At 36.3% G+C, this 25,410-nt stretch carries 21 protein-coding genes; 17 read left to right on the forward strand and 4 right to left on the reverse strand.

Features of this window, described 5'->3' with window-relative positions; genetic code table 11:
- Window positions 1–41: 41 nt before the first annotated feature.
- Together VIG73_RS01835 and VIG73_RS01840 are read left to right on the forward strand one after the other, a co-directional pair.
- Entirely contained in the window at window positions 42–644 is a 603-nt protein-coding gene (locus tag VIG73_RS01835; RefSeq protein ID WP_331638802.1) for a 1-acyl-sn-glycerol-3-phosphate acyltransferase, read from the forward strand.
- A 320-nt stretch (window positions 645–964) separates the two neighbouring features.
- Complete coding sequence (locus VIG73_RS01840; RefSeq protein ID WP_331638804.1) at window positions 965–3,013, forward strand: catalase; 2,049 nt, start codon at window positions 965–967, stop codon at window positions 3,011–3,013.
- 726 nt (window positions 3,014–3,739) lie between these two features.
- On the opposite strand, the gene VIG73_RS01845 is transcribed toward VIG73_RS01840, so the two are convergent.
- Window positions 3,740–4,366, reverse strand: a complete 627-nt coding sequence (locus VIG73_RS01845) for a pentapeptide repeat-containing protein (protein ID WP_331638806.1) — start codon at window positions 4,364–4,366, stop codon at window positions 3,740–3,742.
- Between the two features lie 357 nt (window positions 4,367–4,723).
- On the opposite strand from VIG73_RS01845, the gene VIG73_RS01850 reads away from it, so the two are divergent.
- The 8 genes from VIG73_RS01850 to VIG73_RS01885 all read left to right on the forward strand — a co-directional run bounded on the left by VIG73_RS01850 (window position 4,724) and on the right by VIG73_RS01885 (window position 11,981).
- Entirely contained in the window at window positions 4,724–5,551 is an 828-nt protein-coding gene (locus VIG73_RS01850; RefSeq protein WP_331638808.1) for a cytochrome c oxidase assembly protein, read from the forward strand.
- A 99-nt stretch (window positions 5,552–5,650) separates the two neighbouring features.
- Window positions 5,651–5,950 carry an ABC transporter permease gene (locus VIG73_RS01855; RefSeq protein ID WP_331638810.1) on the forward strand — a complete coding sequence of 100 codons (300 nt, stop codon included), beginning with the start codon at window positions 5,651–5,653 and terminating at the stop codon, window positions 5,948–5,950.
- A 114-nt stretch (window positions 5,951–6,064) separates the two neighbouring features.
- The gene (locus VIG73_RS01860) at window positions 6,065–8,335 is read left to right on the forward strand and encodes a YhgE/Pip domain-containing protein (RefSeq protein WP_331638812.1); all 2,271 of its coding nucleotides are present in this window, start codon (window positions 6,065–6,067) and stop codon (window positions 8,333–8,335) included.
- Window positions 8,336–8,450: 115 nt separating this feature from the next.
- A complete protein-coding gene (locus tag VIG73_RS01865) occupies window positions 8,451–9,404 on the forward strand; it encodes an alpha/beta hydrolase (RefSeq protein WP_331638814.1) in 954 nt (317 codons plus the stop codon).
- 224 nt (window positions 9,405–9,628) lie between these two features.
- Window positions 9,629–10,003 carry a hypothetical protein gene (locus tag VIG73_RS01870; protein ID WP_331638816.1) on the forward strand — a complete coding sequence of 125 codons (375 nt, stop codon included), beginning with the start codon at window positions 9,629–9,631 and terminating at the stop codon, window positions 10,001–10,003.
- A gap of 121 nt (window positions 10,004–10,124) precedes the next feature.
- Window positions 10,125–10,289, forward strand: a complete 165-nt coding sequence (locus VIG73_RS01875) for a hypothetical protein (RefSeq protein WP_331638818.1) — start codon at window positions 10,125–10,127, stop codon at window positions 10,287–10,289.
- A 37-nt stretch (window positions 10,290–10,326) separates the two neighbouring features.
- Window positions 10,327–11,697, forward strand: a complete 1,371-nt coding sequence (locus VIG73_RS01880) for a hypothetical protein (protein ID WP_331638820.1) — start codon at window positions 10,327–10,329, stop codon at window positions 11,695–11,697.
- Window positions 11,698–11,810: 113 nt separating this feature from the next.
- Window positions 11,811–11,981 (forward strand): hypothetical protein, encoded by a 171-nt coding sequence (locus VIG73_RS01885; protein WP_331638822.1) that lies wholly within the window; start codon window positions 11,811–11,813, stop codon window positions 11,979–11,981.
- A gap of 193 nt (window positions 11,982–12,174) precedes the next feature.
- Here the strand turns inward: VIG73_RS01885 and VIG73_RS01890 are convergent, their stop codons facing one another.
- The gene (locus VIG73_RS01890) at window positions 12,175–14,163 is read right to left on the reverse strand and encodes a S9 family peptidase (protein ID WP_331638824.1); all 1,989 of its coding nucleotides are present in this window, start codon (window positions 14,161–14,163) and stop codon (window positions 12,175–12,177) included.
- A gap of 115 nt (window positions 14,164–14,278) precedes the next feature.
- On the reverse strand, window positions 14,279–15,148 hold the full coding sequence (gene dat, locus VIG73_RS01895) for a D-amino-acid transaminase (protein ID WP_331638826.1): 870 nt from the start codon (window positions 15,146–15,148) through the stop codon (window positions 14,279–14,281).
- Between the two features lie 181 nt (window positions 15,149–15,329).
- Between dat and VIG73_RS01900 the strand changes: the two genes are divergently transcribed.
- The 7 genes from VIG73_RS01900 (at window position 15,330) to odhB (ending at window position 23,894) form a co-directional block, all read left to right on the forward strand.
- The gene (locus tag VIG73_RS01900) at window positions 15,330–16,019 is read left to right on the forward strand and encodes a Crp/Fnr family transcriptional regulator (RefSeq protein ID WP_331638828.1); all 690 of its coding nucleotides are present in this window, start codon (window positions 15,330–15,332) and stop codon (window positions 16,017–16,019) included.
- Between the two features lie 103 nt (window positions 16,020–16,122).
- Window positions 16,123–17,256, forward strand: a complete 1,134-nt coding sequence (queG, locus tag VIG73_RS01905) for a tRNA epoxyqueuosine(34) reductase QueG (RefSeq protein WP_331638830.1) — start codon at window positions 16,123–16,125, stop codon at window positions 17,254–17,256.
- A gap of 50 nt (window positions 17,257–17,306) precedes the next feature.
- The gene (locus VIG73_RS01910; RefSeq protein WP_331638832.1) at window positions 17,307–17,837 is read left to right on the forward strand and encodes a methylated-DNA--[protein]-cysteine S-methyltransferase; all 531 of its coding nucleotides are present in this window, start codon (window positions 17,307–17,309) and stop codon (window positions 17,835–17,837) included.
- 53 nt (window positions 17,838–17,890) lie between these two features.
- Window positions 17,891–18,766: an amidase domain-containing protein gene (locus VIG73_RS01915; protein WP_331638834.1), complete on the forward strand. Its 876-nt coding sequence runs from the start codon at window positions 17,891–17,893 to the stop codon at window positions 18,764–18,766.
- 48 nt (window positions 18,767–18,814) lie between these two features.
- Window positions 18,815–19,288 (forward strand): tRNA (uridine(34)/cytosine(34)/5-carboxymethylaminomethyluridine(34)-2'-O)-methyltransferase TrmL, encoded by a 474-nt coding sequence (gene trmL, locus VIG73_RS01920; RefSeq protein WP_331638836.1) that lies wholly within the window; start codon window positions 18,815–18,817, stop codon window positions 19,286–19,288.
- Window positions 19,289–19,809: 521 nt separating this feature from the next.
- Entirely contained in the window at window positions 19,810–22,659 is a 2,850-nt protein-coding gene (locus tag VIG73_RS01925) for a 2-oxoglutarate dehydrogenase E1 component (RefSeq protein ID WP_331638838.1), read from the forward strand.
- A complete protein-coding gene (odhB, locus tag VIG73_RS01930) occupies window positions 22,656–23,894 on the forward strand; it encodes a 2-oxoglutarate dehydrogenase complex dihydrolipoyllysine-residue succinyltransferase (protein WP_331638840.1) in 1,239 nt (412 codons plus the stop codon). The genes VIG73_RS01925 and odhB overlap by 4 nt, the downstream gene beginning before the upstream one ends.
- 47 nt (window positions 23,895–23,941) lie before the next feature.
- Here the strand turns inward: odhB and VIG73_RS01935 are convergent, their stop codons facing one another.
- Window positions 23,942–25,318 (reverse strand): MATE family efflux transporter, encoded by a 1,377-nt coding sequence (locus VIG73_RS01935; RefSeq protein WP_331638842.1) that lies wholly within the window; start codon window positions 25,316–25,318, stop codon window positions 23,942–23,944.
- Window positions 25,319–25,410 lie beyond the last annotated feature (92 nt).

Consider the following 25,410-nt stretch of genomic DNA (forward strand, 5'->3'; position numbering starts at 1 on the left):
TGTTATAATTAGGTTAAAATTGTTAAAAACAGGAGGACATTATGTATTCCTTTGCTGCAAGATTTTTAAAGATTTTTTTAAGTTTATTTGGACGAATTGATGTCTATGGTAAGGAACATTTACCACAATCAGGTGGTTATGTTATTGCTTGTACACATACAGGATGGGTAGATATTTTATGGTTGGGAATCTCTGTTTTTCCAACGAAAATACATTTCATGGCTAAGAAGGAATTATTTCAAACACGATTTACAAAATGGTTAATGACTGAATTGAATGCTTTTCCAGTAAATCGCGAAAATCCAGGACCAAGTACACTTAAAATCCCGAGAAAATTATTAAAAGAGGGAAAAGTAGTCGGTATTTTCCCAAGTGGTACACGGACAACAGAAGATGTGCCCTTAAAGAAAGGGGCAGTAACGATTGCTAACTTGGCCAATGTGCCAATTGTTCCAGCTGCTTATGTTGGACCTAATAATTTCAAAGAATTATTAAAAAGAAAGAAACCTGTTCTCATATTCGGAGAGCCGATAATGATTGACCAACAACTACCTAAAAAAGAAAAAATCGATCGCATGCTCCATATACTTGAGAAGGAAATGACATCATTACAAACAGGCTTTAAATCAAAAGTAAAAAAGTAGTATTTTGGAGCAAGAGTCCCCTAAATGAAATAAGCGGAAAGAATGTATGAGTTTGAGGTGCCCTTCATGAGTTAGACCAATCAATGCTAACTCTAGTTTTTTACTTTTGTAAAAGCTTTTGCGTGAATCAACGCGATATAATCTCAATTCGGTTCTCCTGATTAAGTCGCATTAAGGATTAAGCCCATAATCTAATGTCACCTTTCGCCAATCTATATGAATCTCATTGATGTACTTAACTGAGCATGCCTAAATGTATCATATCGCCTATTTTCACATATGTATATATGAGATGTTTAAGTGAAAGTGAGGTAAAGTCAATGGATTCTAATAAGAAAAAAGTAAATAAAAATCGAAAAACGGAACAGTTAGACCAGTTTAGGATCAAAAATACAGGTCATAAAATGACAACGAATCAAGGGTTGAAAGTATCGAATGATGAAGACTCTTTAAAAGCAGGGATACGGGGTCCGACATTACTTGAGGATTTCCATTTAAGAGAAAAGATTATGCATTTTGACCATGAACGTATTCCAGAAAGGGTCGTTCATGCCCGGGGATTTGCCGCGCATGGGGAGTTTGAGTTATATAAGTCGATGAAAAAATATACGAGAGCACATTTTCTCCAAGAGCCGGGAAGCAAGACACCTGTTTTTGTACGTTTTTCGACGGTTGTTGGAAACTTAGGTTCGAAAGATACGGCGCGTGATGTACGTGGTTTTGCTACTAAATTTTATACGGAAGAGGGGAACTATGATTTAGTAGCGAACAACATGCCGGTGTTTTTTATTCAAGATGCGATAAAATTCCCCGATATTGTTCATGCGATCAAACCGGAACCTCATAATGAAATGCCACAAGCATCTTCAGCACATGATACGTTTTGGGATTGGGTGGCAAATAATCAGGAGTCAGCTCATATGATTATGTGGCTCATGTCGGACCGTGCTGTTCCGAGAAGTTGGCGTATGATGGAAGGGTTTGGTGTTCATACGTTTCGATTCGTCAATGAAGAAGGGAAAGGAACCTTTGTAAAATTTCATTGGAAACCTGTTCTAGGTGTTCATTCTTTATTATGGGAAGAGGCACAGGTGATTGGTGGAGTTGATCCCGATTTTCATCGGCGTGACTTATGGGAAGCTATAGAAAAAGGAGCATCCCCAGTATATGAATTAGGGGTACAAATGATTCCAGAAGAAGATGAATTTATGTTTGACTTTGATATTCTTGATTCAACGAAAATATGGCCAGAAGAAATGGTACCGGTTGAAATAATCGGGAGACTTACGCTCAATCGTAATGTGGATAACGTCTTTGCGGAAACAGAACAAGTCGCTTTTCATCCTGGTAATGTTGTGCCAGGAATTGACTTTACAAATGATCCACTTTTACAAGGAAGACTTTTCTCCTATTTAGATACACAATTGTTACGTTTAGGTGGACCGAACTTTGTGGAAATACCGATAAATCGACCTATTTGTCCGTTTCGCAATAACCAACGTAACGGTTTTAGCCGTCAACGAATTGATGTGGACCGCGTGAGTTACCATAGAAATTCACTGGCGAATAATACGCCAGCGACTACAAGCCCAGAAAAGGGTGGTTATGCTCATTACCAAGAAAAAGTGGAAGGACGGACAATCCAAGCTCGAAGCGATTCATTTACAGATTTCTTCTCACAAGCTCGATTGTTTTGGAATAGTATGTCCCCAGTAGAAAAAAATCATATTTTAAATGCTTTTATTTTTGAATTAGGTAAAGTTGAAAGCCGTTCTGTAAGACAACAGTCTGTTGATATGTTTGCGCATGTTGATGAAAATTTAGCTCGGATCATTGCTGACAATATAGGAGTAAATCAACCTACTGTTACCCAAGTTCAAGTGTCTGAAAGGTCCCCTGCGTTGAGTCAGGAGAACACACCAAAATCACCTTATTCATTAAAGGTTGGCGTGTTGATTGGTAATGGATTTAATGGTGGGGAAGTAAAAGGTGTTCTTCAAGCATTAAAGGGGCAAGGTGTTTTTGTCGATCTGATTAGTGAAAAGCTCGGACCGATCAGAGGAACAGATGGTGTGGAATTAAATCCAGATCAAACGATTGTGACATCATATCCTGAACTTTATGATTCAATTTATATTGTTGGGGGTAAGACAGATCATCAAGATAAATTTAATCAGGCTGTTAAGATATTTTTAAATACGACGTATAAGCACTATAAACCGATTGGCATCGCGACAACAGGAGAAAAATATGCCAAAACGAGTGATGCAAATAATTTAGCGGGTGTTGTTTTTGCTAGAAATAATCGTCAATTTGCTGAAGAATTTATCGCCACCATTAGTCAACAGCGATTTTGGAATCGGAGATAATGAGTTATGTTCATTTTATTTACCAAAGAAGAAGCCGGGACAAAATGACTGTCCCCTGTAGACAGAGGGAATAATAAAAATTGACTTAAGCGGTTTTAGCTCTGTATTCAGGAGAGCTAAAGCCGTTTAGTCTCTATATCAATTGATTTTAGGGAAACCTCAGCAATGTGCTGAGGATTTGTACGTTAATATCGTGTCTTCTTTTCCATCATACCGCATTGAAGTGCTCAAAGGCATGTAAGTCAGCGATGTTATTTCAAATTACCTCGCATTGAAGCGTTCAATGTTATGTAAGTCAGTGACGCTATTTCAAGTAAGCTCGCATTGGAGCGTTCAATGTTATGTAAGTCAGTGATGCTATTTCAAATTACCTTGCATTGAAGTGCTCAATGGCATGTAAGTCAGCGATGTTATTTCAAATTACCTCACATTGAAGCAATCAATAGTATACAAGTCAGTGAAAATAGTAGAAGTTATATTGCATTGAAGGATTCATAGTTACAAATCGGTGCTCTGAGACGTAGTTATAACACCTATAATAAGAGATCCACGCCTAAAAGGAGTGGATTATTAGTGATTGCTAGGATTATTTATCTTTTAATAACAAACTATACATAACCTTTCCCAAGTACTGTCTTTCGTTCCAGCTAGCAAAATATGATGTGCCAATCTTTTTTTCATTATTTGATACTAGTTATGTCACCACCTCTTTCCATATTTACGTCATCATGAATCATCTTTAATGTTTAATCCAATCAATTTCGCAAAACCGATTGCTTGTTCTGATGAAACGGTACATCCGCTTAATTCTGGTAAACTCACTGTTAACCGTTCAAAAGAATTCGTGCTTAAATCAACGCCATTTAATGACGTATTCGCGAAGTTTGCTTCATTTAATTGGCATTCCTGAAACTGAACTTTCTTAAACTGACATTCATAGAAGTCACTCTTTTCTAAGAAGCATTCGTCAAATAGAACATGTTTCAAACGAGAAAACCCAAAGGCACTGAGTCCAGCTTGACATGATTCAATCCTAACATGCCCAAGTGTTGTTTCAGAAAAATTCATACCAAGCATTTTGCAATTTTTAAAATGGACACGATGAATCATACCGCTACTAAAATCAACATTTGATAAATCGCAATGGTCAAAGATGACATCCATTAAATCAATATTAGGAAACGATACATTTTCAAAGCGGACATGTTTAAAGATAACTTGGTGAAAGTAGATTGGCTGGAACATGTCATGATGTATCAATTCATTTTCAAACATGCATAAAGAATAGTAAGGGTCGTCAGTTACTTCAAAAGTTTCCAAGGGTAAATCATGGGGAATCCTAGGTTTTTGCAAGTTATTCCTTCTTTCATGTTTATTTTAAAAAAATATGCACTTATCTGTCTCTTGTTATATTTATTATATTATAATAAAGAGGTAAAAGGAAGATTCATAGGGGGAATGAGATGGATCGGTTTTGGTTGCGGATTATTCTATTTGCTGGATATTGGTTCTATATCTTGTTGCAGTTTGATTCGTTTTAAGTTCTACTAATAAAAGGACTAAATCCGTTTTTATTTTCTCATCTTTGTGACAGAAGATTATTTTTCTTATAAGTTTCATGATTTTGTTATATTTAATCCACTTCTCCAGCTGATTTTAAGCTAAACTAAGATTATAAGTATGTGTTTGGATAACTAAGGGGGAAGTCGATTGATTGAATTATTATTAGATGAACTTCATGTGTCATCTGTTTGGAATGGTGGTATTTTACTACTAGCGTTTTTTACAATCATATTATATTTATTTATTTTACCGAATGGAAAAAACCATACGTGGTGGAAATCGATTATTTTTATTGTTGGAGTAGCAGTTGCATACATGGCGATCGGAAGTCCATTAAATATTGTTGCGCGTATTCAATTTAGTACGCATATCATTCAATTTCTATTATTCTTTTTAGTAGCGCCGCCTCTACTTATTATCGGTTTTAAGACGGAAATTATTCATCGGGTGTTAAAATTTTCAATTGCTAAAAAAATTGCTCGTGTTTTAACAAATCCTTATTTCGTTTTTGTTCTCTTCTTCTTATTAATCAGTATCTTCCATTTACCGTCTGTTTTTGATGCGGGGAGAATGGATATTTACGTTAATTACTTCTATATGTTTGGACTATTTTTCTTGGCAATCTTATATTGGATTCCGATTGTGACACGACTGCGTTTGAATAAGAAACAGAAGTTAATCTATCTTGGTGCAAGTATCATTGCGCTTATACCAGTGAGTGTATTCTTAATGCTTTCAACTGATAATTTATACGAGACATACTCAGATTTAGGTGTGTTTGTTGAAGCGCTTGAAGCGTGTTTCCCACCAGATGAAGAACCTTTACCAGCTTCATTCTATGAAACATTGTTACCGAATAAACCCCATATGGAACAGCAACTCGGTGGTAAAGTGTTACTTATTGGTGAATCGATTATCTTTTTAATCACGATGGCACTTGTATCCTTTATTGAACCACGTTTGAATAGAAAATAACTGAATACATCGTCATGTTAAGCACTCTTTGATTGTTATCAAGAGTGCTTTTTTGTATAAAAAGTGATTCCATATGTGTTTACGATCGTCGCATGAGCGATGTTATTAACTTCAGCTGTTAGAAATATGCAACAATTTAATGCCGCATTACCATTCATAGCCGTGGCGATGGCAATGATTGGTGGAGCGTTTTGGCCAATAGAACTGGTAGAGTCAAAGCTCATGATCGCTTTATCTCATGCGATGCCAATTAAATACGGAATGGATATGTTACATGGTGCGGCTGTTTATGGATATCCTTTAGACGAATTGTTCAAACCAGTCAGTATGTTGTTGTTAATGGGAGTACTAATGATGGGAATTGGCATCCGTCTAATGGAAAAAAGACATGTTCAGTGAATAGGATTGTCCTAAAATATGAGGACACTCCTTTTGTTTTCCATTGATTATTGATAAATATGGTAAAATAAGGCATGCTTATTATAAAACAGGAAAAATAGAAGGACGGTTTATATGAAAAATAGCTGGCATATCTTTACAGAAGATTGGAGAAACATCATAACCAATTGGGTAGTTGCAGTCGTGATTGGTGGACTAATCATCCTACCGTCTCTATATGCATGGTTTAACATAAAAGCATCATGGGACCCATATAGTCAAACAGATCAAATCCCAGTAGGGGTCGTTAATGAAGATATAGGGGCGACAATACGTGGAAATGATCTCGATGTCGGTGGTGAATTAATCGACACTCTAAAAGAGAATAAATCTTTCGAATGGCATTTTTTAAAACGTGAAGAAGCGCTGGATGATTTAGAATATGGTGATTTATATGCAGTCATTATTATTCCAAAAGATCTCTCTGAAAAACTAGGGTCAGTTGTATCAGATCATCCTGAGAAGGCTCATATTGACTATTATGTAAATGAAAAAATTAATGCTATCGCACCGAAAATTACCGGAAAGGGTGCCAGTGTGATTGCAGAAAATATTAGTAGTCAGTTTGTTTCCACGGTAAATGGCGTTATTTTCGACATTTTTAATGAGATTGGTCTAGAACTTGAAAAAGACTTACCTAATATTAATCAATTTGAAGAGTACGTTTTTATGTTAGAAGAAAAAATGCCGTCCATTAAAGAACAGCTTGATCAGACATATACAGATGCTGAACAAGCCGAAAAAATGCTTCAAAAAGCTGAAGGAGCTTTACCAGAAGTTGAAAGGGTGACGAAGGAAAGTCTTCAAAAAGTAAATAATGCAAAAACGACATTACAGACAGTTGAAGAGCATTGGCATACATTAGCACCAATCATAAAAGATACGGTTCATGATGTTCAAAAAGAAATGAATCAACTTGAGGATTATTTTACAAAAGTTGAAGATCAGCCGATTGATTTAAATAAAGTTAAAGAAAAAATGCAACATGTTGACCAACAATTTTCGGATGGTATTAAGAAATTAGACAATTTGATTCATACGCTAGAAACGAAAGGTCAATCAGAACAACATTTGCGAAAACAACATCAATCTCTTGAAAAAGATTTAACAGCTCTAAAAGAACAACTTGATCATGAGTCGCAAGATACAAAAACGATTGAACAGGTCATTGATTTATTACAAACGACAGATCATCAATCTACACAGCAAATAACCGAGGACTTAAAAAAATTTAAAGGTCACTTAGAACAAATTCAAGTCAATGTGAATCAACTCAATGATGTGATAAAAACAGAAAAACCACGTGTTGAAGAGACATTACGTACAATTCGTCAATTGACAAAACAGGCGAATCAGCATCTTGATAAGTTTTTAAATGAGTTCGCTGAAAAAGTTGAGCCTAAAGTTAATCAAGTGTTGAAACAAGCACATCAAACGTTAGATAAAGCGTTAACGATTATTCAAGATGTGCAAACAGCACTTCCAGAAGTTAAACAAATGATAGGTAAAGTCGACAAAGAATTAAAAGAAGGAAAAGATGGATTAAATCAGGCGATTAATCGTTTTCCAGTTATAAATAATAAAGTGAAAGAATTAGCGAATCGACTTCGTAAAATAAATGAGGAAGCTGATTTAGCCGAAATCATTAATTTATTACAAAATGATCCAGAAGCTGAGCAAAGCTTCTTTGCTGAACCAGTCGTTCTTCATGAAAATAAAGTCTTCCCTATCGAAAATTATGGTACGGGCATGACACCATTTTACACAGTATTGGCGATATGGGTCGGTGGACTATTATTAATCTCAGTCGTGACAACAGAAGGGAATCGTTTAGACAGCTATACATTTCGTGAAGCATATTTTGGACGATTATATACTTTCCTATCTATATCCTTGTTACAAACATTGATTGTAACCGTTGGAGATTTATACCCAATCGGTGTGCATGCTGTAAATCCGGTATGGTTTGTTGTATTTGGTTTATATACGAGCCTTATCTTTATGACAATCATTTATACGCTTGTTTCTGTACTTGGTGATATCGGTAAAGCGGTAGCCATTGTTATGCTCGTCCTACAAATCGCTGGTTCTGGTGGAACATATCCAGTCGTTTTATTACCAGAATTCTTTCAAAAGATTCACCCATTCTTACCATTTACGTATGCAGTTGGTCTCATGCGTGAAGCGATAGGTGGCATCGTTTGGGAACGTGTTATACACGATATACTCTTTTTAACTTTATTTGCTATACTTGCCTTAATTTTAGGTGCGTTTTTAAAAGAACCGATTAATAAACATTCACGTGAATTGAAAAACAAATCACAAGAATCGGGTTTATTTCCGTAAATCAGGTTAAGCTGGAGACAAATTGTTTCCAGCTTTTTCATTTCAAAAAACTCCCAACTCTGTGACTGCTTATTTACTGATATAATAGAATAACAGATATGGGAGAGATGTTGTTATGAAAAAGTGGGGGAAACGACTCGCCGTTCTAGGAGGCATATTATTCATTATTCTTGTTTGTTCTAGCTACTATTTCTATCATCTAGCTATCCAACGTGGTGAAAAGAAGTTTCTAGAAGGAAATCAGGACTTAGAAGTTTCGGCCCAAGCAATGGAAGAATTTATAGCAGGGGATTGGCGCGAGTGGGTCCGGGAACAACAGTTTCAAGACATGATGTTAACTTCGTTTGATGATTTAAAGCTGAAAGGCTATTTCCTAGAAGCTAAACAGCCATCAAATAAATTAGTTGTTTTTGCACATGGTTATTTAGGTCATGGTAAACAGATGGGCCTGTTTGGACAATACTATTATGAAGAACTAGGGTTTAATGTATTTATGCCTGATTTAAGAGGGCATGGACAAAGTGAAGGCGCGTATTATGGGTTTGGTTGGCATGACCGGCTTGATTTAATTGATTGGACGAATCAATTAATTGACCAACTAGGTGAAGATACGGAAATTATCTATCATGGCTTATCGATGGGAGCAGCGACCGTTTTAATGGCGAGTGGTGAAACACTACCATCACAAGTAAAAGCGATCATTGCCGATAGTCCGTATACGGATGTGTACGAATTATTTAAATATCAAATGGATAAGATGTTTCATTTGCCTGCTTTTCCTTTACTAGACCTAACAAGTGTTATAACGAATATAAAAGCAGATTATACGTTGAAAGAAGCATCAGCATTGAAACAAGTCAAAAAGGCTCAAGTACCTATTTTATATATTCATGGAGAAAATGATACATTCGTACCAACTCATATGACACGGGAATTGGCAGAACATACATCTAGCCATCATATCGTGTGGACGGTTCCACATGCTAATCATGGTGAAGCTTTTGTATTAGAAAAAGAAACATATATACAAAAAATACAATCATTCTTAAACAAGTACGTAAAAGATTGATTCATCTATAAGAGCTTAAAGAATGAATTGTTAAACGCAAAGAAATCATCTTCTTTGCGTTTTTTTGTGTTTAAAAAATTTGTAACATTTTCTTTCTAGAGCAGGTTGAAGATATTTTCTTTAATAGACTAATTATTTATTTAATTTCATTAAGGTTCTGTACCCGAACGAGTTGTTTTCTCTAGCATAAAATAGTTAACAGCATAATAGGAGGTGTAAGTATTATGATGGAAAATCTTCATTTGTCCAATAACAAACACCGGAAACACAATATTAATGATTTTATCAAAGCGATGACGAAGTTGGAAAATGCTTTCGCTGATATTTTAAATGCAGAAGCAAAGTATTTACGTGAAAATCTAAATCACTTAAACCCAGACGAAGCACTCAAGTTTAATGAAAAACTGGAGAACATTTTAAAGCTCATTATAAAAAAAGAAATCATCTTAGAATTTCTTTTTGATGAAATCAAGCAGTGTCCGAAGAAATGTAGCGAAGTGTGCGATTGTTACTGTAAAGATGAGCATGATACATGTCCTTGTGAGGGATGTAAACCACATGATTGTTGTTGTCATTGTTGTTGGTGTTGTAAAGACTAAGTGCTAGTTTAAATAAAAGAGTAGTAAAATAGTCTGTTTTTACTTCAATTAAGTGATACGTACAACAAGGAAAAGTTAGCCTGCATAAGCTAGATTAGCACGATGAAAAAGGAGGGATATTATGGCCTTTAATGACGCTGTTCTTGAATTAGAAACAGAGTTGACAAACGCATTAGCAGCTATAACTGACAATGGAGATCCAAATCGGATTGAAAGATTTTTACGACTGCTCATTAAAAAAGAGATCATTCTTAAAATGTTAATTATGGACATTGACCGACTTTAAATGATTTTTTAGCACATGAATGAAAGGAGAAAATACAATGTCAAATGGTTTTCAAGATATTATCGGCGAATTAGAGCGACAATTAGGAGAAGCTTTAAGGATTATAACTGAAAATGGTGATATAGATCAAATTGAGAGAATGGCAGAGTTATTAATCTTAAAAGAAAAGTTAATTGAAGAACTTATTGATGCGCTCTGTCAACCGATAGACACGACTTTTGAAAATAGTGATGAAATTGTTATTAACGATGATGAACAAGGTCCAGCTAACCCTTATCCGTCGGAAATTGGTGTATCAGGATTGGATGGGGCAATCCGCGATGTTACAGTCACCTTATATGGCTTAAGTCATACATGGCCAGATGATTTAGATGTTTTACTCGTTGGACCTGAAGGGCAAAATGTCATGCTTATGTCAGATGCAGGCGGAAGTCTAGATGTCGAAAATGTTACTTTAAAGTTTGATGATGCTGCAGCAGATTTTTTACCTGATTCAGGTCAAATTGTTTCGGGAACATTTAAACCAACGAATTATGAAATGGATACAAACTTACCGAATCCAGCTCCACCACAGCCTTATGGTACAACGTTAAGTGTTTTTGATGGTTTAAATCCAAATGGAACGTGGCGTTTATTTGTGTTTGATGATGCTGGGGGGGATAGTGGTGAAATTGCTGAAGGTTGGGATATAACGATTAAAACGAATCCTTGTGTACTTCCTACCGATTCTGAAAATGATGTTGGTGATGACCAAGAAGATAATGGGAACGGGGTTCATTCAGTAATTTCCAATTTGGAATTTGAACTTTCTCGTGCTTTTCAGGCAATACTTGATTCAGGAAATCCAGATCAGATTGAAAGATTCCTTAAATTGTTGATTAACAAGGAATTACTAATTTTGTTAATTAAGGACGAACTTGGAAATGGTAATGGAGCCGACTGTCCTTGTAAGTTTAGAATAGGTATTCAAGGAAACGCAGCTCCTACAGATGTTATCGTGACACAAGAAGGACAGGAAGATACGAATTTAAGTGGAACGATTAATGTCTCTGCTGAACAATGTTTTACAGGTTCTACAAGATGTAATCCTAATGTCGATGAATTTTCAATTGATTTTGGTTCGGATGGAACAACGATAAACTTTACGCAAGGTAGACGGACAACAATATCCTGTGAAAACGGCACCGTTGCTAGATTACAAGGGACGGCGCAGGCAAGCGGTGACCTCTTATCAGGTGATTTTAATGTGAGTATTGAATTAACTGTTGATCCGGATACAGAAATAGGAACGTGGGATATTTTTGCCCAAAGTTTTGATGGAGACACAACCTTCTCAACACAATTTACAGCTCCTATTTCTTCTAGAACATTTATTGGCGCTTGTTCTGAAAATGTAGGACCGAATTAGCTCAGTTTGAAGCAGCCGCTTTCACAGGGCTGTTTTTTTATTAAATTGGTTAGTTAACATAGTGTATGTAACATATACCATATAGGTGACTAATTGGAAAGGGGAACAAAATGATGCCAGTTAGGAAAGAGTTTATGAACAGTGTGATGAATCTAGAAAAAGCGATGGCTAATACGTTAAATGCTGTTGTTAAAACAGGCCATTTGGATTATATAGAGAGAATAACAAAACGAATGATTCAAAAAGAATTAGTTTTAGAATCACTCTTTAATAAAATCAATTGAGATGCTGGCTATAAATAAATTGCTTAAATCAAACCTTACACTATACTACTTTAGCGTGAAAAGAATGTAGACGTTAACAATTCAAAAAAATAGAGAGCCACTGAGTGCGCTAGCACAAGGCGGCTCGCCAATAGTCATTTTCGTATTGCTTTCTGTTGCTTTAATATAGTTTGTCTCAATTTTGAAATATGCATTATAGATGTCTTTCGAACCAACGACAAATATGATTTAGACGTTCAATACGCATTTGTGGCTCACCACTGCGACTTAATTCATGATTAGCACCTGGGAAGCGGACAAATTCGACTTCCTTTTTTAAATGTTTTAAAGTAATAAACAGCTGTTCGGCTTGCTCAATAGGACAACGAAAATCTAGCTCGCCATGTAATATTAGTAATGGTGTTTCTACATTCTTTGCGTATTTCAACGGAGAAAAATCCCATAACTTCTCAGGGTCGTCAAGTAAATGATATCCGTGCTCCCATTTCGTAAAGAAGAAACCAATATCACTAACTCCATAAAAGCTAAGCCAATTGCTGATGGAGCGCTGCGTAACGGCGGCTTTAAATCGATTTGTATGGCTCACAATCCAATTTGTCATAAATCCACCATAACTACCACCAGTCACACCCATTCGCTTTTCATCGATGAATGAATAAGTTTTAAGTGCATAATCGACTGCTTCCATTAAATCACTGTAATCTTTCCCGCCGTAATCTCCACGACAAGCATCGACGAATTTTTGACCATAGCCATGGCTGCCACGTGGATTCGTATAAAGAACAACATAGCCTTTAGCAGCAATGAGTTGTAGTTCATGAAAATATGTTTGCCCATACATCGCGTGTGGTCCACCATGTACTTCAAGGACTAACGGATATTTCTTACCTTCTTTAAATCCGTATGGTCTAAGTAGCCAACCTTGAATCGACCAGCCATCAGATGTTGTATATTGAATCTCTTCAGGCTCAGATAACAAAACATTATTTAAATAATCTTTGTTAGCATATGTTAGCTGTTTGATTTGCCCGTTTTTTAGGTAATAAAAATTACACGGATCAGTCGGGGTGCTAATACCAGCGATAAATGCATCTGTATCAGGGTCATAAGAAAAACCGAATACATGTGAATTATCACTATAAATGGTTTTTAAATGCCCTGATAAATCAGAAGTGTAAATTCCTGTTGCCCCACGATCGGTTCCGATAAAATATAATGATTTCTCATCTTGGCTCCAAACAGGACCAGTCTGCGATACGCCTAAACGGGTGTCACCAATCATGGCATCACCTAATTGAATATCCCATTGTTCACTAAGGCATGTCTCTGTATGATTCTTTAGATCAAAAACATATAGCTTTGTCAATGTCGCGCCCATATATTTAAAATCATGTCCAAAACAGGCAATTTCGTTTCCAGTTGGCGAAAATGTCGCTTGATAGAAATTTCCTTTCTGTTGATTGATTTTAGTGAACTTCTTTGTTGGGATATGAAGTGTATATAAATCAAGAAAGAGTTCTTCATCCTCATTTTCATTTAAATTAGCACTAAAAAGTACTGTGGTACCATCTGGTGAAACATCTTGAAAATAATGATGATGTGCTCCAGTAGTTAATTGTGTTATTTTCTTTGTTTGTAAATCATATGAAAGGATGTGTGTTTTTTTGTCATCATGAAAACCTCTCGCATCTGATTTGTATTTTAAGCGATTTACAATGAGTGGTTGTTTTGATTTTTCATTTTGTTTTTGTTCTTTTTCCGCTTTAGTTAATTCTTTTTGCGAATGAATATCATCATCACTTTCTAAAAAGGCAGTGAAGAAAATGGATTTTCCATCTTTTGACCATTTCGGATTTGTTGCCCCGTATGTCAGTGTTGTTAATTGTTCTGCTTCACCACCAGATAAAGACATAAGCCAAAGTTGTGTTGTGCCAGAACGATTGGATTGGAAGACGAGTTTTGTCCCATCAGGTGATAGACGTGGATGACTATCTTTATGGTTTCCAAATGTCCATTGAATTTGCTCTTTCTCATCGTGACGATATATATGTGACTCGTAGGTGTCCGTATCTTTAATAGTAGTAGATACATAGAAAAAGTCTTGATCGTTAATACCGAATTGTGGATCACTGTAAACATGTAATGATGTAAAATCATCAACTTGAACGGCGCGTTTTGACATTAGATATGCCCCTTTCTATAATTAGAAAATATTTTGATAACGTTTTTATTAGTTTAAACTATTTCGATTAACGAATCAATCGATAAAATAAAAAAGCTACCTTTTTCTAAGGTAGCTATTGTTTAACTGTTTCTGTTTGAATTGATGCGTCTTGTTCGTATGCTGCTTGGAGTTTTTTACTAATAGGTCCAGGCTTTCCATCAGCAACGGGTGCGCCGTCAACCTTTACAATTGGTAACACTTCAGATGTACTACTTGTTAAAAATAGCTCATCAGCTGATTTAATATCTTCTAATGTGAATGCTTCTTCAATAAAAGGAATGTTTAGTTTTTCACTAAATCTTTCTACAGCCATTCTGACACATCCGTGTAAAATGTTTTCCGTTACAGGATGTGTATAGATATGGCCGTCTTTCACGAGATATACATTTGAAGAACTACATTCGGTTACAAGCCCATCTTTATGAAGAATAGCTTCATAGCATTCTTTCTCTTTAGCGGTTTGTTTTGCTAAAATATTTGGTAACAAGTTTAAACTTTTTATATAACATTTTTCCCAACGGATATCACGTTCAGTAATTGTACAGACACCATGCTCTAGTTGATTTAATGGTCGCGCTTGTTTACTGATGTAAGCATAAACGTTAGCAGTAAGATTTTCTGGAAAAACATGGTCCCTCGGTGCTGATCCACGTGTTGCTTGTAAATACACTTTCCCATCTTCTGTCATCTGATTCCTTTTTATTAATCCGTTTAATAATTCGGTTAATTCAGTTTTTGTGTAAGGCAATTCAAGTTTAATCGCTTTAGCAGAACGAAAGAGTCGTTCGACATGTTCTGTTAATAAATAATAATTTCCACGATAAATGCGAATCACTTCATAGATCCCATCACCAAATTGTAGACCACGCTCTTCAAATGGATATTTAAGACTATCACGATGCACAAATTTGGCTTGTGATAAGACTACAGGATACACTCCCACCATTGATTCCCCCTTTTTATAGGCTATTATATACGGATACGTATGGAATGTAAATATTCTCGTTATAATGTATTCCGCCAATGGTCGAGTATGTGACTAAATACATTTCGAAAAATTGTTATAAATAGTTACTCTTATCAGTGTTATAGTTGAATTAATAGATAGAAGGGTGGCGGAAAAATTGGTTGCATTACTTCAACGATTTGAACCAGCCGATCGAGATAAAATGATACAAAGGAGTAAATTATTTGTTGTTGAAAAAGGTGACACGGTCTATAAAGAAGGAGATCCGGCACATCATTTATATTTTATTGAATCAGGAGAAGTGCGTATCTTTAAGAATATTAGTGACGATAAAGAAATAACTATTTTTATTCGACGTAAACAAGATGCATTTGGAGAAACAGGCGTATTTACTGGAACAAAATATACAAATACGGCAAAAGCGACAAAGCGTTGCAAACTATATGTTTTACAAAAAAAAGATATTGTGTCCTTGATAAAACAAAATGGTAAAATAGGTTTAGAATTTACAAAGTGGTTAACTGAAGAACTTGAAATTAGTAAAGCAAAAATACGAGATTACCTCGCATTCGGAACAGAAGGAGCGATTGCATCAATCTTTATCCGTTATTCAAATATGTATGGGGTTATTTCGTCAGAGGGTATTTCAATTACCGAGCCGATCAAATTAAAGGACGTTAGTAAACATATCGGGGTATCGCGAGAAACAGTTAGTCGTATAGTTAATAAATGGAAGGAAAACGGCATCGTTACAAATATTAATAAACAATATGTTATTAAAGATATTGATTATCTCACACAATTATTAGCTTGTGATACGTGTGCGGTAAAAAATTGTGTGCTATAAAGTGAAATCGTATCGTTCATACAATCTAAATGAAGAGTGATATAATATTGATATCTTCTAAATTGTTTTGTAAGATGGTTAGTGCTAAAGGAGTTGTCATGTAGTGGATATCAGCTTATTAAAACAAGAAGTGATTGAATACAGTAAAAAAATCGGGATTGATAAAATCGGCTTTACAACTGCTGATGTCTTTACTGAGTTAAAAGAACGGCTTAGACGGCAACAAGAACTTGGGTACCAATCAGGTTTTGAAAAAGGAACGATTGAAGAGCGAACCGAACCACGTCGTCTTGTTCCAGAGGCACAATCCATCATTGCAATTGCTGTTGCATATCCATCACGGATGAAAAACGCACCTCGTGGAACGAAAGAAAACCGACGAGGGATTTTTTGTCGGGCGTCGTGGGGAATGGATTATCATGTCGTTTTAAGAGAGCGACTTATGAAGTTAGCTAACTATATAAAAGAGAAAGTCCCTGATGCGATTACAAAATCAATGGTGGATACAGGTGAATTATCCGATCGAGCGGTTGCTGAACGAGCGGGAATAGGCTTTAGTGGAAAGAACTGTTCAATCATCACGCCGGAATTTGGTTCATATGTTTATTTGGGTGAATTAATTACGAACATTCCATTTATACCAGACAAACCAATTGAAGACAGTTGTGGTGATTGTCGTAAATGTATCGACGCTTGCCCAACTGGGGCACTTGTCCAAGGTGGACAACTTAATGCACAGCGATGTATCGCTTTTTTAACACAAACGAAAACGATTTTGCCAGATGAATTTCGTGACAAAATCGGTAATCGATTGTATGGTTGTGATACATGTCAGCAAGTGTGTCCAAGAAATAGACAGGCTGATTTTCACCATCAAGTAGAATTTAAACCAGACCCTGAATCAGCGAAACCGCTTTTAAAACCACTACTAAAAATATCTAATCGGGCCTTTCGTGAAAGGTTTGGATCGATGTCTGGTTCATGGCGTGGTAAAAAACCAATTCAAAGAAATGCTATGCTTGCACTGGCACATTTTAAAGATAAAACCGCAGTAAATGATTTAATCGATGTGATGCGAGAAGATGTTCGTCCGGAAATTCGTGGTACTGCTGCATGGACATTAGGTAAAATTGGCACAGAGGAAGCTTTTTCAGCGATTGAAGAGGCAATTGCCTATGAAACGGATGATCGTGTTTTATATGAGATGGAAAAAGGATTACAATTTAGGGGAGATTAATGAAGTCATATTAAAATGGCTTTTGAACAAAGAGGAAAAGAGGGGCTTATGTGAAACAAACAACATTATACTACGCAGAAATCGATACGCCGGTCGGCCCCATGTTAATTATGAATGATGGGAACACAGTCCTTCGTATCGATTATGGTACATTCGAAGAACTTGAGTTACAACTTCAGAATTGGACAGAGCGTTATGTTAACAATGCTGTGTTTCTCAATTATCCAGAAACATGTCATGAAGTTATTGAACAATTAAACGAATATTTTTCTGGTGAGAGATTAGCTTTTTCATTTGAATGGCAAGTACATGGAACCCCATTTCAAAAACAAGTGTGGGAAACCCTTGTTAAAGAGGTTGCTTATGGCCAAACAAAGTCATATCATGATATTGCTAAAATGATTGGTCGACCACAAGGTAGTCGTGCGGTCGGGCGTGCATTAAATAAGAATCCACTATCTATTGTCATTCCGTGTCACCGTGTAGTCGGTAAGAGCGGTAAATTAGTTGGATATGATAGTGGTCTAGAAAAGAAACGTTTTTTACTGCAACATGAACAAAAAAAACTAAAAAAAATTTAAATAATGATATCACTAAACCCTTCTCCATATGAATAAGATGGAGGAGGGTTTTTATGGATATATGGGAAGATTATTGGAAGAACGTATTATCTTTTCAGTTCAATCGGCAAAAAGAAATTCCGAACTGGCTCATTCGAAAAAAAGAATTATATAAACAACGAGAAGCGACGATTATTAAAATTAATGGTAAAGCACATATCTATCATAGACTGACTGATGCTTATCACGTTTCATTTCAATATTTATTACATCTTGTTTTTTTGATTAAGCAACATGAGTTAATTTACGCAGAAGAGGTTGTTATTCCTTATCGATATTATAAGAAAATTGGAGGAACAACTATCCATGAGCCATTGAATGATCGTAAACGTAATCATGTTGAAAAGGAACCATCATTAGACTTAATTAACAATATAGGAGAACATCAGAATATGAAGCGTGTCTTTAAATACGATCGTTTAAAAGCTGTTCAATATGCAGAAAGATGGTGGAATAGTTATCATCCGAATTTTCGCCAATTTGATGTTGATTGTACAAATTATGTATCACAATGTCTTTATGCTGGTGGAGCACTAATGTGGGGAAGTCCAGTCCGAAACCGTGGCTGGTGGTACAGACAAGACAACTGGAGCTATAGTTGGGCAGTGGCACATAGTATGCGTTGGTACTTAAGTGGAGCATCACAAGGGATTAAGGGGATTGAAAAGTCATCCCCAGAACAATTACTTCCAGGCGATGTCATTTGCTATGATTTTCAAGGGGATGGTCGATGGGATCATACGACAATTGTTGTCACAAAGGATGCCAACAATATGCCGCTCGTTAATGCACATACCGTCAATAGTAGACATCGCTACTGGTCTTATGAAGATTCCACTGCATGGACACCACAAATTGAATATAAGTTTTTTCATCTAACAGAATCATGATATAATGAGATGGTTTATTTCATTATTAATGTAAGGGAGTTATGTGAAGTGGGCTTACATGTTGTACTCTATCAACCAGAGATTCCAGCGAACACGGGAAATATTGCAAGAACATGTCTAGCGACAGATACGACACTTCATCTGATCCATCCACTTGGATTTTCATTAGAAGATAAAATGGTTCGTCGTGCAGGTTTAGATTATTGGGAGCATGTTGATGTTGTGGAGCATCATGCGATTGATGAATTGTATAGCGCTTATCCGAATGGAAAGTTTTATTATATTGAAAACTTCGGAACAAAGTACTATACAGACTATGATTATAGTGATTCTGATGATGAGTTGTTTTTTATTTTCGGTAAAGAGTCAAAAGGGATACCTAAAGAATTGCTTGTTGGGAAGGAAGATAGATGTTTACGAATCCATATGAACGATCACGTTCGTTCACTCAATTTATCGAACACGGCCGCTATTATTATTTATGAAGTGTTACGACAACAAGGTTTTCCAGGTGTAAAGTAAATAAGAAAAACCGCCATATTCTAAGTGGCGGTTTTTCTTATTGATTATCTTTTGGCACTCCTGGTTTTGCTTCATAACCAGATGCAAAAATAGAAATTAAAAAGGCAACAACAACACCTAAAAGAAGTGTGATTTTCATAAAAGCTTCCTCCTCTTGTTGATATGTACGTTTGCTTAAAACTTATGATGTACTATATTAAAGCGTTTCATCCGTATTCATTATAACGGAAATTGAGTCACTTGTACAACTGAGAAGGGTAAAATAGAAACGTTTTTTCAGATGAAATAACAGTTGAATTTTAAACGCCATTTTGCTGCTCTTAGCGTAAAATACCTTATTTTAAACACTGTGATTTTTTATAGGGAAAATGAAGTGACAAAACAAGTTTTGTAATCATTGTATAGAGTAAGGAAATAAGGTATATTAGTTGATGAAGAAGCACTCTATATCTATAATAGACTGTGGAGTAAGAAAGCCGTATTGCTACGGAGAAAGTTAACTTCTAATGGGGGTATAGGATGTGGCACAGAGTGAAGAATCTACGCTAAGATTCTGGGAAAGATTTCATGGCCCAAACATGGGGTATATTGAAGAACAGTATGAATTATATTTAGAAGATGCAGAGCTAGTTGATCCATCCATCAAACAATTATTTGATGAATATGGGGCCCCTGAGTGGAGGCAACACGATGGTCAATCGGTACAAGTTAGCTCAGCTCCATCTGCTGGCGATGTAAAGAAATTAACAGCTGCAATGAAGCTTGTTGAGGCAATTCGTCGTTATGGGAACTTAGAGGCAGATATTTACCCAGTTGGTCGTGAGAGAGAACGTAAATCACATTTAGTAGATCCAAGTAACTATCATTTAACAGACCATGATTTAAAAAACATCCCAGCTGATTGGCTGTGGGAAGAAGCGCCTAATCATGTACGTAACGGCTTAGATGTTGTAATCGAGTTAAAGAAATTATATTCTGGTACGATTACGTATGAATATGATCATGTGAATAGTGATGAGGAACGTCAATGGTTACTCGATCAAATTGAATCTCGTAAAAATCATTTACAATTATCTCATGAAGAGAAAAAACAACTTCTAGAGCGTCTTGCTCAAGTCGAAGGTTTTGAAGACTTTTTACAGAAAACATTTGTTGGGCAAAAACGTTTTTCAATAGAAGGTCTAGAAGCAATGGTTCCAATGCTTGACCGCATTGTAAAATATGCAGCAGAAGATAAAATTGAAAATATTATGATGGGAATGGCACACCGTGGCCGACTTAGCGTATTAGCTCATGTGCTCGGGAAGCCAATGGATGTTATCTTTTCCGAATTCCATCATTCTCCAGATAAAGAACTTGTTCCATCAGAAGGTTCTAAAGGGATTAACTATGGTTGGAGCGGTGACGTGAAATACCATTTTGGTGCTGTTAGAGATGTTGAAAATGGTGATGAAACGACCACTCGAATTATTATGGCACATAATCCATCACATTTGGAATTTGTCAATCCAGTTGTCAATGGTTTTGCACGTGCAGCACAAGAAGACCGTTCAGAACGTGGCTACTCAAAACAAGATATGAATAAAGCGATTCCAGTGCTCATTCATGGAGACGCAGCATTTATCGGTGAAGGAATTGTCGCTGAAACACTAAATTTAAGTAATTTACCACATTATACAACAGGTGGAAGTATTCATATCATTGCAAATAACTTAGTTGGTTATACAACAAATCAAAAAGACGGTCGTTCGACACGTTATGCTAGTGATCTTGCAAAAGGATTTGAAATCCCAATTATACACGTGAATGCTGATGATCCAGTAGCATGTCTATCAGCTATTAAATTGGCTTATGATTACCGCCAAAAATTTAATAAAGACTTCTTAATTGATTTAGTTGGTTATCGTCGCTATGGTCATAATGAGATGGATGAACCGAGAGCAACACAACCAACACTTTATAAGAGTATTGATGAACATCCAACTGTTGCAACTGTTTTTGCTGAGAAATTATCAGATGAAGGTGTCGTCACAAAAGATCAGTTTACGCAAATAAAAGATAACATTGAATCAGATCTTCGTGAAGTTTATAACAATATGAAAGAAAACGAAATAGTTGCTGAAGAGCCAGAAGTACCAGCTGTTTTACAAGCTGATATAGAAGAAATTGATACTTCTATACCATTAGAAACATTACGTGATTTAAATGAAGGTTTACTCGAGCGTCCTGAAGGATTTAATCAATTTAAAGGATTAAATCGAATTTTAAAACGTCGTAAAAAAGCACTTGATGAAGGAAATAAAGCGGACTGGGGTGCTGCGGAGGCATTAACCTATGCTTCGATTTTGAATGATGGTATTCCAATTCGTCTAATGGGTCAAGATTCTGAACGTGGTACATTTGCGCATCGTCATCTTGTTTTACATGATACGGAAACAGGGGAAACATATTGTCCAATGCACGGTTTAAAAGAGGCAAAAGCATCTTTTGATATTGGGAATAGTGCGTTATCTGAAACAGGTGTCCTAGGATTTGAGTATGGCTATAGTATTCAATCACCAGAAACACTTGTTATTTGGGAAGCTCAATTCGGTGACTTTGCTAACGTTGCCCAAGTTATTTTTGACCAATTCATCTCATCAGCTCGTGCGAAGTGGGGAGACATTTCGAATATGGTCATGTTACTTCCACATGGCTATGAAGGACAAGGGCCAGAGCATTCCAGTGCACGTTTAGAGCGTTATTTACAGTTATCAGCAGAAAATAACTGGATTGTCGCCAATGTGACATCAACGGCACAATTCTTCCACTTAATGCGTCGTCAAGCTACATTAAAAGGATCAGAACAAGCACGTCCGTTAATTTTAATGACACCGAAAAGCTTGCTACGTAATCAGCGTATTGCATCAACTGCTGAGGAATTTGTGAATGGAAAGTTTGAATCATTACGCAATCAGCCGAACTTGAAAGTAAGTAAGAAAAATGCAAAGCGTCTATTAATTGGTAGTGGAAAAGTGATGGTCGATATTGAACAAGAAATCGAGCGCTCTGATGAGAAATTTGAATGGTTACGTGCTCTTCGCTTAGAGCAAATTTATCCATTCCCTAAAAAAGAGCTTGAGAAAGAACTAAAACAGTTACCTAATCTTGAAGAGATAGTATGGGTGCAAGAAGAACCAAGAAATATGGGTGCTTGGAGCTTCGTAAGTGAATATTTAAGAGACTTAATACAAGAGAATCAAACCTTACGCTATGTAGGTCGTCCTGAGCGTTCCTCACCATCTGTTGGTGATCCAAATATTCATAAACTAGAACAAAATCAAGTTGTACAACAAGCAATTAACCCAACTATAGGAGGAGAATCCAAATGAAGGAAATTATCGTTCCAGAACTAGCTGAGTCGATTACTGAAGGTACTATTTCTGAATGGCTTGTAAAAGAAGGCGATCGCGTTGAAAAGGGTGACCCTGTACTAGAACTTGAAACAGATAAAGTAAATGTTGAAGTGAATACAGATTATGCAGGTGTCATCACTGAAATCTTAGTTGGTGAAGGTGAAGACGTAGAAGTAGGGGATGCAATTGCTAAAGTAGATGAAAACGCTGAAGCTGGTGCAGCACCTGCTAAAGAAACACCAAAAGAAGAAGTAAAAGCGGAAGAGCCAAAACAGGAAGCACCTGTTCAAGAAGAACCTGCTCAAGAGGTTGATAAACTTGATGTTATTGCGACTCCTGCTGCTAGAAAACGTGCTCGTGAGTTAAATATTGATTTATCAAAAGTTAGCCCACGTGATCCACTTGGCCGTATTCGCCCAGAGGATGTAGAAGCAGCACATAAAACAGACTCTCAGCCAAAAGCACCTGCTAAAAAGACAGCTGCAGCAGCACAAAAAGCAGAGTTTGACAAACCAGTTATTCGTGAAAAAATGTCTCGTCGTCGTATGACTATTGCTAAGCGACTTGTTGACGTGCAACATACAGCTGCTATGTTAACAACATTTAATGAAGTTGATTTAACAAATATTATGGCATTACGTAAAGAGCGCCAAGAAAAATTTGTTGAAAAACACGACATAAAATTAGGATTCATGTCATTCTTTACTAAAGCAGTTGTTGGTGCACTTAAAGAATTCCCACTTCTTAATGCAGAAATTCAAGGTGATGAATTAGTTATTAAACAATTTTACGATATCGGCATTGCCGTTGCTGCTAAGGAAGGGTTAGTCGTTCCAGTCGTTCGTGATGCAGATCGTCTAGATTTTGCTGGGGTTGAAAAAGAAATTAAACGATTGGCCGCAAAAGCACGTGATAATAAATTAAGCTTAAGTGAGTTACAAGGTGGATCATTTACAATTACAAATGGTGGGGTATTCGGATCAATGATGTCTACACCAATTTTAAATGCGCCACAAGTAGGGATTCTTGGTATGCATACAATCCAAAAACGCGCGGTTGTTATGCCAGACGATTCCATTGAAGTACGTCCAATGATGTACCTTGCATTATCTTATGACCACCGTATCGTAGACGGTAGTGAAGCTGTCCGCTTCTTAGTTCGCATTAAAGAAATGCTTGAAGATCCATATGATCTATTATTAGAAGGATAATAAAAACATTTTAAGCTTCGGCCCACATTAAAGTGAGCCGAAGCTTTTTAATTAGAGTTTTCGTTTGTCCGATTATGTTGAACTGAAACCTTCTTTTGGATATATAATAGTCGACCTAATAATGTGATGGCACCAGCACTTAATCCAATAATGATACCAACCCAATAGCCGAATGGTTGTAACGTTGTATAATTGGCTAGGAGCCAGCCACTCGGTAATCCGATAACCCAATAAGAAATAAATGCCATAATGAGCGTCATGTTTACATCTTTATATCCACGAAGCGCACCTTGTAGTGGTGCACCGAATGCATCAGCAAATTGAAAAATAATGGCATAGTAGATAAATTGTTTTGTTAACATGATGACGGCTGGGTCGGTATGATATAGCCTTGCCACAGGGTCATTAAATAGATATAATGTTAACCCGGCGAATAAAGCGATAAAAATTCCGCCACTAATACCGATATAGCCATATGTTCGGGCGTGATCGAAGCGTTTTGCACCAACCTCATAACCGATTGCAATTGTAAGTGTCATACCGACACTTAAAGGAATCATATATAATAAAGAAGCGAAGTTCATCGCCGCTGTGTGTGCTGCAATAGTTTGTGTACTATAAGTACTCATAAATAGAGTAACAGCTGAAAAAATACTCGTCTCAAAAAACAATGCAAACCCAATTGGGACTCCAATTTTTAATTGTCTTCCCCATTCAATAAAGGACGGTTGTTGCCAATTTGTTAATATACGATACCGTTTAAAAGGCTTGACTTTCATCGTTGTACCAATTGCAATGATACATACGAGCCAGTAAGTAATCGCTGTTGCAATTCCGGAACCGATCCCCCCGAAACTAGGAACCCCGAACTTCCCAAAAATAAAGATATAATTAAGGATTATATTTAACGGCAACGAAACTAAAATAATGACCATTGAAATCCGTGTCTTCCCATGAGCATCTATAAAATTTCGTAATGTGTTAAAGATAAATAATGGAATAATCCCTGTTAATAATGAAATTAAATAATACTTAGCCGTATATCGAACACCCTCTTCAAGATCCATCATTTTAAGAATAGGATTTATAAGCAAGCCAACACTTATGATTACTATGATAGCTAAAGTAATGGCTAAATAAAGTGCCTGTTGCATTTTTCCAGGAATATCGTCTTCTTTTTTTGCCCCGACTAACTGAGCAATAATTGGTGTCACAGCTAGTAAAATTCCGTTAATACCGGTAAAAATGGGTACCCAGAGGCTCGAACCTATGGCAACCCCAGCTAAGTCAACAGCTCCAGCTTTACCCGACATGATTGTATCAAAGAAGTTCATTAAGTACATACTGAGTTGTGTAATTAAAATAGGAATTAAAATATAGCCAAATAACTTTATTTTTTCATTTAATGATGTTGTTTCGTGCATGAAATTCTCCCTTTTTTAATTTGTTTTTGTTAGGATAGATTTGTAAGAGAAAAGGATTACAAATCTTTAAAGAAAATAGGTATAATATATAT

The organism is Cerasibacillus sp., from assembly GCF_036516575.1.
In the GTDB taxonomy this organism is placed as follows: domain Bacteria; phylum Bacillota; class Bacilli; order Bacillales; family Amphibacillaceae; genus Cerasibacillus.

Coding starts and splice junctions, on each gene's coding strand:
- VIG73_RS01935 (WP_331638842.1), bottom strand. CDS start 25,318: ATGCACGAAACAACATCATTAAATGAAAAAATAAAGTTATTTGGCTAT.
- VIG73_RS01865 (WP_331638814.1), top strand. CDS start 8,451: ATGAAAAAGTGGGGGAAACGACTCGCCGTTCTAGGAGGCATATTATTC.
- VIG73_RS01915 (WP_331638834.1), top strand. CDS start 17,891: ATGGATATATGGGAAGATTATTGGAAGAACGTATTATCTTTTCAGTTC.
- VIG73_RS01840 (WP_331638804.1), top strand. CDS start 965: ATGGATTCTAATAAGAAAAAAGTAAATAAAAATCGAAAAACGGAACAG.
- VIG73_RS01835 (WP_331638802.1), top strand. CDS start 42: ATGTATTCCTTTGCTGCAAGATTTTTAAAGATTTTTTTAAGTTTATTT.
- VIG73_RS01880 (WP_331638820.1), top strand. CDS start 10,327: ATGTCAAATGGTTTTCAAGATATTATCGGCGAATTAGAGCGACAATTA.
- odhB (WP_331638840.1), top strand. CDS start 22,656: ATGAAGGAAATTATCGTTCCAGAACTAGCTGAGTCGATTACTGAAGGT.
- VIG73_RS01885 (WP_331638822.1), top strand. CDS start 11,811: ATGCCAGTTAGGAAAGAGTTTATGAACAGTGTGATGAATCTAGAAAAA.
- VIG73_RS01855 (WP_331638810.1), top strand. CDS start 5,651: ATGTTATTAACTTCAGCTGTTAGAAATATGCAACAATTTAATGCCGCA.
- VIG73_RS01870 (WP_331638816.1), top strand. CDS start 9,629: ATGATGGAAAATCTTCATTTGTCCAATAACAAACACCGGAAACACAAT.
- VIG73_RS01875 (WP_331638818.1), top strand. CDS start 10,125: ATGGCCTTTAATGACGCTGTTCTTGAATTAGAAACAGAGTTGACAAAC.
- VIG73_RS01890 (WP_331638824.1), bottom strand. CDS start 14,163: ATGTCAAAACGCGCCGTTCAAGTTGATGATTTTACATCATTACATGTT.
- VIG73_RS01860 (WP_331638812.1), top strand. CDS start 6,065: ATGAAAAATAGCTGGCATATCTTTACAGAAGATTGGAGAAACATCATA.